Raw genomic sequence first — 14,679 nt, 5'->3', positions numbered from 1 at the left:
GTTTGGGCTAGGTTCTTCCAGGACATAGGCTATTGCTCGAACTTGAATAAAGGCTTATTTTACCCATTTTGGGGCTTGAGGTCGTGCAAAGGTCTCAGCCTTAATGAATTGCCACGAAATATAATTAAGTCTTATTGCTCCGGCATTTTAAAGTTTTAAGTCAAGCTAATTGAATGTATTGATGCGCATGGCTTTAATTCAGAAATAATTCAAACCTCACAAGACCGAATCTATAGCCCATAGATTTTGGAATCTATATAGATTTTTTCTCAACCAAACTTAAACCCTACAAAAAATCCACCAGCAGCGCTCACACCTTTGCTGGTGATACGAGTAAGGCGATCAACCAAAAAGCTACCGGAATCTTTGGCTCCTTTCGCCACAGTTTCAGCGGCGCTTTGTAGCTGGACATCACTAATATTGATGATATTGTAATATTCACCGACGAACATCATCACAATAGCTGCACCACCGATAAAAAGGGCGAATTTGAGCATTTTTTTAGCAAAAAAACCGACTGCTGCTCCGATTATAAAAGGCGCACCGACATTTCCTAGCAGAAAGTCTGCGGAAAAAAGGTCTGTTTCTGGTGTTGTTTGAAGTGGGGTTTCATTCATTTTTGATGTTCTCCGTTGTTTTGTGGTGCTATTCACTTGCGGAATGGTATCACATCAAGGTTGGTGTGAAATAGCATGAGTTCTGCTATATATCAGCAGGTTAACAAGAAGTTTAGGCTAGAGTGGACAAAAAAAACGGGCGATTATCGCCCGTTTTTCTAGAAATATACGGTTTATTTATTAGCTGCCTTTAAATGCTCCAGGGCGGTTTCTGCGTAGGTTGTGGCAACACCCGCATGGGCATCCCCTTCTTTGCCGTGCTTGATCGCCTCTTCCAAATCGACTATCGCATTATCCGTGTGCGATTTTGCCACACCTTTTGCGACTAACGCACCGGCCATCGCATGTTCTAGTGCTGGCTTAGCATGTTCAACCAACACCGAGGCATGACCCATTTTGCCATGCTCAACCGCTGCGGTGGCATGTTCAATAGCTTGATCAAGATGCGGTTCAGCAAAAGCACTCAAACTCAATAATAATAAAGCGCTTGCGGATACGATTGTTAACTTTTTCATAATTATCCCCTCTCAGTTAATGAATGTCCGCGTTGATACCGATGTTTCTTAGAGTGGCTCACTTTTAAATATCGAGAACCCTAAAAACTTTACATTGGCATCAATACGGTTGGTAAAGATTTCATGGACATTAAAAAAGCAATACGCTCATTATCATCTCGCATTGCTACGGAGTTCGACTTATGAAACGCTATTTTGTTCCTAACCGAACATGTCTCAATTTAACTTAATTTTTGAGCCAAAACCAATTTTTTTACTGTTGGACCACGAGAAGCTGACCTCTGATCAGCGCCGTCCCATCAAAGAACCCATAATACCGCGTATTATCTGGCGGCCTACTGTCGTGCCGATACTTCTGGCAGCGTTCTTAAGTAACGCCTCCGTCACACTTTGACGTTGGCGTGTACCGCCGGATGCTGCTTTTTTTTCTTTCTTCGCTTCTTGCTCGTCTAATTTTTCCTGATTCTGCTGTTCGGTTTTTTGCTTGAGCATTTCATAAGCCGATTCCCGATCAATTTCCTGGTCATAACGGTCATGAAAAGGTGAGCGTTTCATGATTTCTGTTCGCAATTCTTCGGTTATTGGCCCAATTTGGGATTCAGGCGGACGAATCAAAATACGTTCGACTTGCGCTGGGCTACCATCCTTATTCAGCACGGAAACTAACGCTTCCCCAGTTTTTAATTCCTGAATCGCAGTTTCGGTATCAATGTTGGGATTTGCACGGAATGTCCCGGCAACACTTTTAACAACTTGTTGGTCTTTAGGGGTATAAGCCCTTAAGGCATGTTGTATTTTTAGCCCCAATTGCCCCAATACATCTTCCGGCACATCAAGCGGGCTTTGGCTGATAAAGTAGACACCAACGCCTTTGGAGCGGATTAGCCGGACAATCTGTTCGATTTTATCCAGCAGCGATTTAGGTGCTTGGTCGAAAAGAAGATGGGCTTCGTCAAAAAATAGGACTAATTTAGGACGGTCAGCATCGCCAACTTCTGGCAAGTTTTCAAACAGCTCGGACAAAAGCCACAAAAGAAATGTGGCATATAAGCGTGGCGACTTACTAACCAAGTCAGTAGCATCAAGAATATTGATAACACCGTTACCGGAAAGATCCGTTTTAAAAAAATCGTCAAGCTGTAACGCTGGTTCACCAAAGAAGTGTTCTGCGCCCTGTTCTTCCAGCACCAGCAGTTGCCGTTGAATGGAGCCTATACTGGCAGCGGCAATGTTGCCATACTCAACTTGCAGTTCCTTTTCTTGGTTACCCACCCAGGCCAACAAGGCGCGTAAGTCTTTCAAATCCAGCAATAACAGTCCATTGTCGTCGGCAATCTTAAAACAACTGTACATTACACCCGTCTGCGTGTCGTTCAGTTCCAGTAAGTTACTCAGCAGCAAAGGCCCCATATCGGAAATCGTGGCACGTACTGGGTGTCCAGTTTTACCAAAAATATCCCAAAATACCGAAGGACTACCGTGCTGATGATAATCCCCAATATCAATTTGTTTAATCCGCTCGGTAATTTTTTCGTGGGGTTTACCAGCCGTCGTAATGCCGGATAAATCACCCTTGATATCAGCAAGAAAAACTGGAACTCCGATCTTTGAAAAACCTTCTGCCAATATTTGTAAAGTGATGGTTTTACCCGTACCTGTTGCCCCGGAGATCATACCGTGCCGGTTACCCATTGCGGCATCCATAAAAACCTTGATACCATTTTGTCCGCCAATCAATATTTCCTGCATGGTTATATCCGCTCGCTTCAACATTAAAACAGGCCAGCATCGTAGCACAGCAAACCCTTGCAAGAAAGCGGCACATCCTCTATAACTATCACGGACGAAAAAATAAATCGGCTTTATAAAACATGCAAAGCGGGCATGGAAGGGACAAAGGAAATCCATAAGTCCCAACGCATAGGATTGTTTCTAACCGCTTTCTATTCATACCCCTTATAGCTGTTTTAAAACATTGAGGTAATTATCATGACAACCATAGCAGACCCCATCATTGGCAGTTGGTACAAAGACGTAGAAAACAACCTGAAGTTTAAAGTCCTCAATATTGAGGATGATAACGATTCAATAGAAGTACAGTACCTGAACGGCGACATTGGCGAGTACGACCAGGAAAGCTGGTACGGCTCGACCTTTGATTACATCGAAGATCCAGAGGATTGGAGCGCGCCCTTCGATGATATTGAAAGTGACGACTTAGGTTATACCGATACTGATGAACACAGGCCTAATCCTGAAGACTTGGACATTGAAGATTATCTGGATTAATAAGGACAACTTATGCGAATGAGCGCCCAGGAGTTTCTGGACTGGCCATCAAAACGGATTACCTTATTGGCTATGTCCGGTGCAGGGAAGACGACACTGGCAAATAAGCTTCCAAAAGCCAAGTGGTTTCATTACTCTGGTGATTACAGGATAGGGACAAAATATCTGGAAGAACCGATCCTGGATAACATTAAACGCGAAGCCATGTGCGTACCTTTTCTGCGTAACCTTCTACTGTCCGACTCCATCCATATCAGCAACAAAATCACTGTTGATAATCTCGCGCCGGTATCGAGCTTTCTCGGCAAACTAGGCAAGCCTGAATTGAACGGCTTATCGCTGCAAGAATTCAAACGCCGCCAGAAATTGCACCATCAAGCCGAAGTTTCGGCGATGAAGGATGTACCCGAATTTATTGAAAAAGCTGAAGACATCTATGGTTACAAGCACTTTATCAATGATGCCGGTGGCAGCGTATGCGAACTGGACAGCCAAGAAGTATTAGATACGCTGGCGCAGCACACACTTATCATTTACATCAAAATACCGCCTGCGCTGGAACAAACTATCATCGAGCGCGCCAAGACTGATCCTAAACCGCTGTATTACCGGGAAGATTTTCTTGAAGAAAAATTGGCTGAATTTATAGCCTTTAAAAAGTATTCTTCCTCTGCCAGCATTCCACCCGATGAGTTTGTAACTTGGGTGTTCCCAGAGTTATTTAAATCAAGAATACCGCGATACCAAGCTATTGCGGACCAATACGGTTACACGATAGATGCTAATGATGCGGCTAATGTGAAAAATGAAACTGATTTTATAGGGCTTGTTGCTAATGCTTTGGCACAGTAGCCCCCCTCTGATTGAGTCCTTCGACAGGACTTTCCTGAGCATAGACGAAGGGTTCAGGACGAGCGGTAATGTGTTGATTCCGTTCGTGGTGAGCTTGCACCACGGGCACTTCCTTCGGTCGTCGAACCATAAGCGGAATCAACACAATCAGAAATACCCTATCAAACCTCCATTATGCCCTTAGTCGCGCATACAGACTTGCCCACCTTTCGCCGCTTGCAGGAAGAAGGCGAGGAAATATTAGACCCTATACGTGCCGCTAATCAAGACATTCGGGAAATGCACATCGGCCTGCTGAACATGATGCCAGATGCTGCGCTGGAAGCGACGGAAAGGCAGTTTTTGCGCTTGCTTGGTGCTTGCAACCAAATCGTGCAGTTCCACGTCCACCTATTTACCATTGAGGGTTTGACCAGAAGCCCAGAAGCGCAAGCTCACATCGACAAATATTATGAATCGTTCGAGCAGATCAAAGAAGATGGCTTGGACGGGTTGATTATTAGCGGCGCTAACGTGGTAGGCACTAAATTAGCTGAGGAAGATTTTTGGCAACCCTTAACCGAAGTTTTTTCTTGGGCCACTCAAAATGTGACTTCGGTGATTTGCTCCTGCCTTGCTACCCATGCCTTAATCGAATACAGCTATGGTATTAAGCGCACTCCGATAGGTGAGAAACGCTGGGGGGTGTACGCACACAAAACCTTCAACCGAACACATCCTTTGGTAGCCGAAATCAACACGCGCTTCGATGTGCCGCACTCCCGCTTCAACGAAATCTTTCAAAGCGACATGGAAAAACACGGACTTAAAGTGTTGGTTGCCAGTAACGAAGCAGGCGTACACTTAGCTGTAAGTCCTGATGGCTTCCGTACCGTGTTTTTCCAAGGCCATCCAGAATACGATGATATCAGCTTACTAAAAGAATATAAACGCGAGGTGCTGCGGTTTTATCGGGGAGAATTGCAGAATTACCCACCTTTTCCAGAAAACTATTTTAACTCAGCCGTCCAGCAAGTGCTTTTGGCTTATGAACACCAGGTCAAACAAGCGAAACAAACTGGCAGTAAACTTGAAAAATTTCCTGAGCATCTTTTATTGGCTTATCTTGATAACACTTGGCGCGATACTGCAAAAGCCGTGTTCAATAACTGGCTGGGGAAAATCTACCAACTCACTAATCAAGATCGACGTTTGCCGTTTATGGAAGGCGTTGATCCAAATAATCCGCTGGGCTTGTAAATGCACGAAACATTTCTGCAACAAGCCGTTCAATTAGCGGCAGATAACGTCGATTGCGGGGAAGGCGGCCCCTATGGTGCTGTCATCGTAAAAGACAATCGCATCATTGCCGCCAGTGCCAATAAAGTGACCAGTACCATAGATCCCACGGCACATGCGGAGGTCATGGCGATTAGAGCGGCTTGTAAGCACCTAAATGATTTCCAACTTACCGGCTGCGTGTTATACACCAGTTGCGAACCTTGCCCGATGTGCCTAGGGGCAATCTATTGGGCAAGGCTAGATAGGGTTTATTATGCGTGTAATCGTTACGATGCAGCCGCCGCGAATTTTGACGACAGCTTTATCTACGATGAGATTAACCTGTTACCCCAACATCGACGTATTGCTATGCACCATATCAACCTGCCCGATGCACGTAAACCTTTTGATATTTGGAACCAAAAGATGGACAAAATACCGTACTGAGATTCAAAACATTCAAGCCGTAATCCCCAACCGAAAATAAAATCATGATAAATTCCTTTGAAACACTCATCTCCACCTTATCCGGCTGGGTTTGGGGGCCTCCGATGCTGACCTTACTGGTTGGCACGGGTTTGTACTTAACGATATTACTGAAAGGTTTGCAATTTCGTGTCTTACCTTTGGCGTTCAGGATCATTTTCCATAAAGATCATGGTGAAGATGGTGACATCAGCCATTTCGCGGCCTTGATGACAGCGTTGGCTGCCACGGTTGGTATCGGCAATATTGTCGGTGTGGCGACGGCTATCTCACTCGGTGGTCCTGGGGCGGTGTTCTGGATGTGGATGACGGGGTTGGTTGGGATGGTGACGAAATATTCCGAAGCCGTCCTGGCCGTCAAATACCGCGAAAAAGGTGCGCACGGAATGCGCGGCGGCCCCATGTACTATATTAGCAAAGGCGCGGGGCTGCCGTGGTTGGGTTGGTTGTTCGCCTTATTTACTGCTTTAGCAACTTTTGGTATCGGCAACATGACTCAGGCCAATGCCACCGCTAAAATTTTTGAGTCTACTTTCCACATCCAACCCTGGATTACCGGCGTGGTGTTGATGGTGCTGACGGCGCTAGTTATCCTGGGTGGCATTCGTTCCATTGGTAAATTTACCTCGTTCATGGTGCCTATCATGATAGTTGGTTATGTGGGGTCAGCTTTGGTGGTACTGGGTCTGAATGCTTCCGAAATTCCTGATGCTTTTGGCCTTATCTTCCATCATGCCTTTGCACCAATGGCGGCATCCGGCGGATTCGCTGGCGCGACTATTGCCACCGCCATGCGTTTCGGGATTGCCCGTGGCGTGTTTTCCAACGAATCTGGGCTTGGTTCTGCACCGATAGCTGCCGCCGCAGCCCGCACTTATGATCCAGTAAGACAAGCTTTAGTAAGCATGACCCAAACCTTTATTGATACGTTAGTGGTCTGCACAATGACGGCACTCGTCATATTGACGGCAACACCGTGGACGCAAGGTGTAAGCCCAGGACAACTGACCAGTGCCAGCTTCGGAGAAACCTTGGGGGTCAGTGGTGAAATTATTGTCGCCATATCAACCTCCTTATTCGCTTATTCAACCTTAATCGGTTGGAATTATTACGGCGAAAAAGCGGTTGAATACCTTTTAGGATCACGCTGTATTCGAATTTACCGAATCTTTTTTATTGCGGCGGTGGTTGTCGGTGCGATGATGAACCTGGAGTTTGTCTGGAATATTTCCGACCTGATGAACGGCATGATGGCCTTGCCTAATCTGATCGGCTTGTTATTGCTATCTAAAGTCGTTAAAGCAGAAACTGAGCGTTACTTTAAATCCTGATTTTTGAATATAACAGTTAACCTCAAATAACGTTTGCCCCTATAAGAGTTACACATATCCCGCTGTTCCAGTAGGTAACTACTGGAACAGCGCTACCTAATTCTTGTTATTGTAAAAAGAACCTCACCTTAAGGTGAAACTGCATTTTGTATGTTTTGTTGATTATTTAGCACAGGTGTTTCGCTGGCTGGCGGTGGCACTATTCCGTTTGGAACAGCCGGGGCAACTGAATTGTCGGTCGCTGGTATCGCTGTTTCTGGTGCTTTGGATGCTTCAACTGCTGCCGTACCAGCCACCTTAACCAACCAGCCAATCGTTGTGTAACAACCTAAAACCGCAGGAATGCGGGCATTGATACGGATCACTTTTCCGGTCATCGCGGACGGTAATTTTGCTTTAACCTTATGAAAAGTATCGTTACTTTCAACAGTAAATGGAATGGCTTGGTCCTTAGTAAATAATTTTATTTTTTTTGGGTCAGACCAACCTGACAGGACAAAACTAAACTCAGCCTCTGCTGCGGCTTCCTTTTTTTCTGTCCCTGAATATTCTGGAAGGGTAAACTCCTGTACTTTTGGGTTTCTGCAAATCTCTTTATCTTTATCGTCTGCGTAAGCAAAAGCATCAACACTGCACGAAATTGCAGCAAGCAGTGTTAAGAATTTAAACATCGTGTGTATTTTCATCATCTATCCCCATTGTGTGTCTGTCATTTATGACAAGTGCTGCCTCAAAATGTAAGGCAAAGCCGCTTTGATTATTTTTCTTTTTGTTTAATGTTGTCTTGTACAATACCAGCAAGAGCAATTTTAGCAAGAGAACCTACATTGAGCGAACAAAATAAAGACAGCCTGAATTACAAAAGCGCCGGGGTCGATATAGCTGCCGGAAGCGCGTTAGTTGAACGCATTAAACCAATTGCAGCCAGAACCCGCACACCGGGCGTATTGGCAGGATTGGGCGGCTTCGGCTCACTATTTGAACTGCCTTTAAACCGCTATCAAAATCCCATCCTGGTTTCCGGTACCGACGGCGTAGGTACTAAGCTAAAGTTAGCGATTGAATCCGGTATCCACAATACAGTAGGTATTGATTTAGTGGCGATGTGCGTTAACGATATCATCGTACAAGGCGCAGAACCGTTATTTTTCCTGGATTATTTTGCCACCGGCAAGCTGGATGTTGATACTGCGGCTTCTGTAATTGAAGGCATTGGTAAAGGCTGCGAACTGGCTGGTGCTGCGCTAGTTGGGGGGGAAACCGCCGAAATGCCCGGCATGTATGCTGATGGGGAATACGATCTAGCGGGATTTTGTGTTGGAATTGTCGAAAAAAACAAAATAATCGACGGCAGCAACATTAAAGTTGGCGACAAATTGATTGGCATTGCCTCTTCCGGGCCACATTCCAACGGCTATTCGTTAATTCGAAAAATACTGGAACACAGTAAAGCCTCACTGACCGACCCGTTTGAAGGCAGCACTTTAGGCAATGTGCTGCTTGAGCCCACCAAAATCTACGTAAAATCATTGTTATCGCTGGTTGATAAAATGCCTGTACATGCCTTAGCCCATATCACCGGCGGCGGTATTACGGAAAACTTGCCACGCGTATTGCCAGAAGGTACTTCCGCACACATCAACCTAACTGCCTGGGAGTTTCCTGCCATTTTCAAATGGTTACAACAGCAGGGCAAGGTCTCTCAAGCCGATATGCTGACGACGTTTAACTGCGGCGTGGGCATGATTGTTGTTCTCTCGGCAGAACAAGAAAATGCTGCGCTTAGGTATTTGGAAAAGTCGGGAGAGATAGCTTTTCCTATCGGTGAACTGATTGAATCGGGGAGTAAATCGCATGTTATTTATTAAAACTTTAGCTGGATTGGGTTTGCATACCTTGTTAGCGTAGGTCTGATGACGAATAAATCAGCCGTCCTATGTTAACGTTGAACTTTGCAGTAAATAAAAACTTGTAATCGCTCTTTTAACATCAAAAGGTTTCGGGAGATGTGGGAAAGTTATGACTGGATTCGAAAACAAAATAGAAACTCATCAACAAAACAAACGTGAAGCCTTCGATGGTATGAGGGCCTACCACCAATCGGAAATTTCTCACAAAAGTCACGCGATCGATGTTCTAAAAACAATAATGACTGCGATTCTAACTATTTATGCTGGCTTAGTCGTAAGCGTAGTGACTGGTAAGCTGGCTTCAATCGTGATCATAGTAACATCAATTCTGGTATGCTTAGCCACCGCCATTTGCGGCCATGCCATTGTGTGGGCAACCAATAAGAAAATTGATCAAGACAACACTAAATACGAAGGGTTTCGAGATGAATATAAAACTGAACGCCGAATTCTGTGCCTAGAAGAAGAACTTCAAAAGGCTGGTTGTGCATCAGCATGGATACAATCGCAAGACCGAAAAAAATCGGGTTACAGCACTACAAAACTCATTCTCAATATATTTGCCTGGAGTCTAACCTTTGTTGCTACTATTGCAACGGTTTTTGTTTTTTTGATTGCATCTACAGGTAACGGAGTTTAATCTACGTCCCAAACATTTTTGTCTCCTGAATAAAATTCAAAAAGAGCGTTAATCACCCCTTCCCATAAAACTCGCTATCCCTATAAATATCATACACATGGCGTAGAAATACCATACTGATAGACGCAATAACAAGCACTTGGTTGAGAAATGTAATCAAAGGCTATAAAGCTGCAACAGGCAGGGACTTAACCTGATTGCTTCTGGGTTCGCTAAGCGTAGAAGAATTATAGGCATCCGCCAATCTCTCGGCGACAGCAGCAACCACACTTACTGCAACGGTATTTCCTAGCAAATCAAAGCCTTCATCGTCAGTAACAGGCATTTTGATCCATTCGGGATAACCGAAAAGCCGCAAACCTTCCCGTAGCGTCATTCTTCTTAAGCCGTTGCCATCGGGGACGACTAATCGCGCCATATCAGTTGCAACAAGTGTTGGGGCAATTCCATTTGGATCCATCACTTTATTGATTTCATAACTTAATTTACCCGAAACAATATTGTAGCCAGGATTAAGTGCCTTGTTTTCCAAACGATAAGTTTTGGTGCCGAACAACGTGTGTTCGGTGACCAAACTTTTGGGATGTTCAAATCTTAGGTATTTTTTCTCCACCAAATCATCCAACATTGCTTTTAAATTGGGTGAATCGTGAAAGGTTTTTATTTGCTCAAGCGTCAATGGAATACCGTCCATCCAATCAATTCCAATTTCAGCACACCATTGTTTTTTCCTTCTTTCCTTAAACAGTTTATTTAATATCTGTGTTTGTTCTTTCGTAACGCTGCCTTTGAATTCAATATCCCAGCTATGGATATTGTCTTCACCGCCGCGTTTGTCTTTAATTGATTTACCGTGTAATTGTTCGATAGAAAAATAGGTTAAAAGCAAATCGGCAAACTTGCTTTTCATTGGCGGCAGGCCTTGTTCCAATATGTTTTTTATTTTGTTTTTCTTTACCGGAAAATCGGATAGGCCAACTTGTTGACTTAATGCCCCAACGATAAAGATGCGTTTCCTTTCTTGAGGCAAGCCGAAATCGGCGGCATTCAGGATTTTCCAACTGACCTTATATCCAAGCAGTTGTAACTTATCTAAGATAACCCTAAGCGTCCTGCCTTCCTCGTCTTTCTTGTTTTCAAGGTCGTGTTTTACTAGGCCTTCAACATTTTCGAGAATAAATCCGTAAGGTTTTTTTTCAGCTAATATCCGTTCAATTTCAAAAAACAAAGTGCCTCTTGTATCGACAAATCCTAAACGTTTTCCACCGGCACTGAATGGTTGGCAAGGGAATCCGCCGAGCAGAAAATCAAAATCCGGAATCTTTTCGTTCTTCACTTTGGAAATATCGCCAACAAAATAATCATGTGAAAAATTAGCTTCCAAAACTTTTAACGCATGAGGTTTAATCTCAGAAGTCATTACACACTCTGTCTTTAAACCTGCATTTTTAAATGCTTCTTCAAAACCAAGCCGAAGGCCGCCAATACCTGCAAATAAATCAATAAATCTGACTGTTTTCATGATTTTACCTTGGCTTTGGTTTTTTTAGTCTTATACAACACAATGGATTCCGAAACTATCATCTGGGCATCAACTTCGGGTACAAATGATCTGATACCCATTGCGTTAAGGCATTGAATGAGGAAAGCGGCACTGAAAGTGCCGCGGCTTATTTTGCTGTCAATACTGGCTTTAGTTTCTTCGACACCTATATTTTCGAGCAAAGCAACCAAATCTTCAGAGCCTACTCCTCTTCGAACAAGTTCTGACTTCAGCAGGCGTTTCGCTTTTTCGTTCCAGTCTACAGAAGACATTTAAATACTTAAAGTAATTATCATATACGACTAATATTATCATATATGATAGCAATAAATCAAACATCGTCTAAGATATTTAAAACATTACCCCTTCCCATAAAACTCACTATCCCTGTAAGTATCATGCACATGGCGTAGAAATACCATGATGATAGACGCAATAGGCAAGGCAAGTAAAATCCCCAAAAATCCAAATAGCTGACCACCCGCCATTACTGAAAAAATAACCGCGACGGGATGTAAGCCGATTTTGCCACCGACCAGTTTTTTAATGCCACTGTGTTAGAATTAGTTTTAGCTTTTTACAAACCTCAGCGCATCATTTTCAACCGTCACTTTGATAACATCGCCTGCCTGGAAATGCCCGGCCAGGATTTCCTGTGCTAACGGGTTTTCCAGTTGTTGCTGTATTGCCCGTTTCATCGGTCTTGCCCCGTAGACTGGGTCAAAACCTGCTTCACCTAACAAATCCAAGGCTTCATCGGAAATATCGAAACCTATCTCGCGGTCTTGTAAGCGCTTATGCAAATGCTCAATCTGAATCTTGGAAATCGTCCGAATCTGCGCCCGACCCAGTGGATGAAACACGACGGCCTCATCTATCCGGTTAATGAACTCAGGACGAAAACGCGTGCCAACAATTTCCATTACCGCCGTTTTCATCGCCTGATAATTGGTTTCAGCCGCTTCCGGTGTCATGCCTCCCTTCGCACTCGCACGTTCTTGTGCTTCGCCGGCCAACTCCTGAATCACGTCAGAACCCAGGTTTGAGGTCATCACGATAACGGTATTCCTGAAATCAACCGTCCGACCTTGCCCGTCGGTCAGTCGTCCATCGTCCAAAACTTGTAACAAGATGTTGAAGACATCAGGGTGCGCCTTTTCAATTTCATCCATAAGAATCACGGAATAAGGCTTACGTCTAACCAGTTCGGTCAGATAACCGCCTTCTTCATAACCGACGTAGCCGGGAGGCGCGCCAATCAAGCGGGCGACGGAATGCTTTTCCATGAACTCGGACATGTCGATACGAACCATCGCATCGGGCGTATCGAACAGGAATTCCGCCAGCGTTTTGCATAACTCGGTTTTACCGACCCCAGTGGGGCCCAGAAATAGGAACGAGCCATTGGGTCGGTTGGGGTCTGACAATCCAGCCCTTGAACGACGGATGGCATTGCTGACGGCTTTCAGCGCTTCTTCCTGACCGACGACCCGTTTGCTAAGTGCTTCTTCCATGTGCAACAATTTTTCCCGCTCGCCTTCCAGCATTTTGCTGACTGGAATACCTGTCCATTTCGACACGACCTCTGCAATTTCCTCTTCGGTGACTTTATTGCGAAGCAAGGTCATCTTTTTTTGTTCAGTAGGTACGTCTGTTTGTAACTGTTTTTCCAGGGCAGGAATAATCCCGTACTGCAATTCTGACATACGTGCTAAGTCATTCGCACGGCTTGCGGCTTCCAGTTCAGTCCTGGCGTGTTCCAGCTTTTCCTTGATGGATGCTGAACCCTGCAAAGACGCTTTTTCGGCTTTCCAAATTTCTTCCAAGTCGGAATATTCTTTTTCCAGATCGCTAATATCTTCCTCCAGCATGACCAGACGCTTCTTAGATGCCGCATCGGATTCTTTTTTCAGCGCGACTTGCTCGATTTTCAATTGGATTAAACGGCGGTACAGCTTATCCATTTCCTCCGGTTTGGAATCCATTTCCATACGGATACGGCTGGCGGCTTCGTCGATCAGGTCAATCGCCTTATCGGGCAATTGTCTGTCAGCAATGTAGCGGTAAGACAAAGTCGCCGCCGCAACAATCGCTGGATCGGTAATATCCACGCCATGATGCACTTCGTATTTTTCCTTTAAGCCGCGCAAAATAGCAATTGTATCTTCTACCGAAGGTTGGTCGACCAACACTTTCTGGAAGCGGCGTTCCAACGCGGCATCTTTTTCGACATATTTGCGGTACTCGTCCAGCGTAGTCGCGCCTACGCAATGCAGTTCGCCACGCGCCAGAGCTGGTTTAAGCATGTTTCCCGCGTCCATTGCGCCTTCTGCTTTACCAGCGCCAACCATTGTATGCAGCTCATCAATAAATAAGATTACTTGACCTTCCTGCTTGGCGAGATCATTCAAGACAGCTTTCAGGCGCTCCTCAAACTCGCCACGAAATTTAGCCCCAGCAATCAATGCCGCCATATCCAGCGCCAACACTTTTTTATGTTTCATGCCTTCCGGCACTTCGCCATTGACGATGCGTTGCGCGAGACCTTCAACAATCGCGGTTTTGCCCACGCCCGGCTCACCGATTAATACCGGATTATTTTTGGTACGGCGTTGTAAGACTTGGATCGTGCGGCGAATTTCATCGTCTCGGCCAATGACGGGATCGAGCTTACCTTGTTCTGCGCGCTCGGTAAGATCAATGGTGTATTTTTTTAACGCTTGACGTTGATCTTCGGCATTGGGATCATCCACCGCCTGACCGCCGCGCATGGCGTCTATTACTTGTTCGACGGCTTGTTTAGTGATGCCGTGTTTTTTGAATAAGTCTTGCAGTGATCCTTTTTCCTCAAGTGCAGCTAACAAGAACAGCTCACTGGAAATGAACTGGTCGTTACGTTTTTGGGCCAATTTATCGGTCAGGTTAAGCAATCTCGCTAAGCTATTGGAAATTTGTACATCTCCGCCAGAACCTGCCACTGTCGCAACACGCGCTAGTTCCTTGGTCAATTCGCTGCGGAAAACGGGGGTGTTGATGCCGATTTGCGATAGCAAAGGCTTAATGCTACCGCCTTCCTGATCCAGCAAGACCAGCATTAAATGCACCGGTTCGATAAACTGGTGGTCTTTACCCAATGCAAGACTTTGGGCATCGGCTAATGCCGCTTGGAATTTGCTGGTCAATTTGTCCATTCGCATGGTTTGCCTCAATAAGAGTAGTTTTGTATTGCTACTAAC

At 45.0% G+C, this 14,679-nt stretch carries 15 protein-coding genes; 7 read left to right on the top strand and 8 right to left on the bottom strand.

Annotated elements, in window-relative coordinates; translation table 11 throughout:
• Positions 1 to 269: 269 nt before the first annotated feature.
• The 3 genes from ABL924_RS08045 to ABL924_RS08035 all read right to left on the bottom strand — a co-directional run bounded on the left by ABL924_RS08045 (position 270) and on the right by ABL924_RS08035 (position 2,881).
• The gene (locus ABL924_RS08045; RefSeq protein ID WP_349026562.1) at positions 270 to 617 is read right to left on the bottom strand and encodes an FUN14 domain-containing protein; all 348 of its coding nucleotides are present in this window, start codon (positions 615 to 617) and stop codon (positions 270 to 272) included.
• Positions 618 to 790: 173 nt separating this feature from the next.
• A complete protein-coding gene (smbP, locus tag ABL924_RS08040; protein ID WP_349026561.1) occupies positions 791 to 1,132 on the bottom strand; it encodes a small metal-binding protein SmbP in 342 nt (113 codons plus the stop codon).
• 285 nt (positions 1,133 to 1,417) lie between these two features.
• Positions 1,418 to 2,881 carry a helicase HerA-like domain-containing protein gene (locus ABL924_RS08035; protein WP_349026560.1) on the bottom strand — a complete coding sequence of 488 codons (1,464 nt, stop codon included), beginning with the start codon at positions 2,879 to 2,881 and terminating at the stop codon, positions 1,418 to 1,420.
• 240 nt (positions 2,882 to 3,121) lie between these two features.
• On the opposite strand from ABL924_RS08035, the gene ABL924_RS08030 reads away from it, so the two are divergent.
• The 5 genes from ABL924_RS08030 to ABL924_RS08010 all read left to right on the top strand — a co-directional run bounded on the left by ABL924_RS08030 (position 3,122) and on the right by ABL924_RS08010 (position 7,350).
• On the top strand, positions 3,122 to 3,421 hold the full coding sequence (locus tag ABL924_RS08030) for a DUF6763 family protein (protein ID WP_349026559.1): 300 nt from the start codon (positions 3,122 to 3,124) through the stop codon (positions 3,419 to 3,421).
• 12 nt (positions 3,422 to 3,433) lie between these two features.
• The gene (locus ABL924_RS08025) at positions 3,434 to 4,273 is read left to right on the top strand and encodes an ATPase (protein ID WP_349026558.1); all 840 of its coding nucleotides are present in this window, start codon (positions 3,434 to 3,436) and stop codon (positions 4,271 to 4,273) included.
• A gap of 174 nt (positions 4,274 to 4,447) precedes the next feature.
• Positions 4,448 to 5,512, top strand: a complete 1,065-nt coding sequence (locus ABL924_RS08020) for a homoserine O-succinyltransferase (RefSeq protein WP_349026557.1) — start codon at positions 4,448 to 4,450, stop codon at positions 5,510 to 5,512.
• A complete protein-coding gene (locus tag ABL924_RS08015; RefSeq protein WP_349026556.1) occupies positions 5,513 to 5,980 on the top strand; it encodes a nucleoside deaminase in 468 nt (155 codons plus the stop codon).
• Positions 5,981 to 6,024: 44 nt separating this feature from the next.
• A complete protein-coding gene (locus ABL924_RS08010; RefSeq protein ID WP_349026555.1) occupies positions 6,025 to 7,350 on the top strand; it encodes a sodium:alanine symporter family protein in 1,326 nt (441 codons plus the stop codon).
• Positions 7,351 to 7,478: 128 nt separating this feature from the next.
• Here the strand turns inward: ABL924_RS08010 and ABL924_RS08005 are convergent, their stop codons facing one another.
• Positions 7,479 to 8,036 carry a hypothetical protein gene (locus ABL924_RS08005; protein WP_349026554.1) on the bottom strand — a complete coding sequence of 186 codons (558 nt, stop codon included), beginning with the start codon at positions 8,034 to 8,036 and terminating at the stop codon, positions 7,479 to 7,481.
• A gap of 141 nt (positions 8,037 to 8,177) precedes the next feature.
• Between ABL924_RS08005 and purM the strand changes: the two genes are divergently transcribed.
• Positions 8,178 to 9,218: a phosphoribosylformylglycinamidine cyclo-ligase gene (purM, locus tag ABL924_RS08000; protein WP_349026553.1), complete on the top strand. Its 1,041-nt coding sequence runs from the start codon at positions 8,178 to 8,180 to the stop codon at positions 9,216 to 9,218.
• A 151-nt stretch (positions 9,219 to 9,369) separates the two neighbouring features.
• Positions 9,370 to 9,900 carry a hypothetical protein gene (locus tag ABL924_RS07995; protein WP_349026552.1) on the top strand — a complete coding sequence of 177 codons (531 nt, stop codon included), beginning with the start codon at positions 9,370 to 9,372 and terminating at the stop codon, positions 9,898 to 9,900.
• Positions 9,901 to 10,063: 163 nt separating this feature from the next.
• On the opposite strand, the gene dcm is transcribed toward ABL924_RS07995, so the two are convergent.
• The 4 genes from dcm to clpB all read right to left on the bottom strand — a co-directional run bounded on the left by dcm (position 10,064) and on the right by clpB (position 14,640).
• A complete protein-coding gene (gene dcm, locus ABL924_RS07990; RefSeq protein ID WP_349026551.1) occupies positions 10,064 to 11,422 on the bottom strand; it encodes a DNA (cytosine-5-)-methyltransferase in 1,359 nt (452 codons plus the stop codon).
• Positions 11,419 to 11,715, bottom strand: a complete 297-nt coding sequence (locus tag ABL924_RS07985; RefSeq protein WP_349026550.1) for a DUF6471 domain-containing protein — start codon at positions 11,713 to 11,715, stop codon at positions 11,419 to 11,421. The genes dcm and ABL924_RS07985 overlap by 4 nt, the downstream gene beginning before the upstream one ends.
• A gap of 87 nt (positions 11,716 to 11,802) precedes the next feature.
• Positions 11,803 to 11,982, bottom strand: coding sequence for an AI-2E family transporter (locus ABL924_RS07980; RefSeq protein ID WP_349026565.1), 180 nt, complete (start codon positions 11,980 to 11,982; stop codon positions 11,803 to 11,805).
• A 30-nt stretch (positions 11,983 to 12,012) separates the two neighbouring features.
• Complete coding sequence (clpB, locus tag ABL924_RS07975; RefSeq protein WP_349026549.1) at positions 12,013 to 14,640, bottom strand: ATP-dependent chaperone ClpB; 2,628 nt, start codon at positions 14,638 to 14,640, stop codon at positions 12,013 to 12,015.
• Between the last annotated feature and the right edge of the window lie 39 nt (positions 14,641 to 14,679).

This window comes from Methyloglobulus sp., from assembly GCF_040079455.1.
In the GTDB taxonomy this organism is placed as follows: domain Bacteria; phylum Pseudomonadota; class Gammaproteobacteria; order Methylococcales; family Methylomonadaceae; genus Methyloglobulus.
This window is presented reverse-complemented; position numbering and strand designations above follow the sequence as displayed.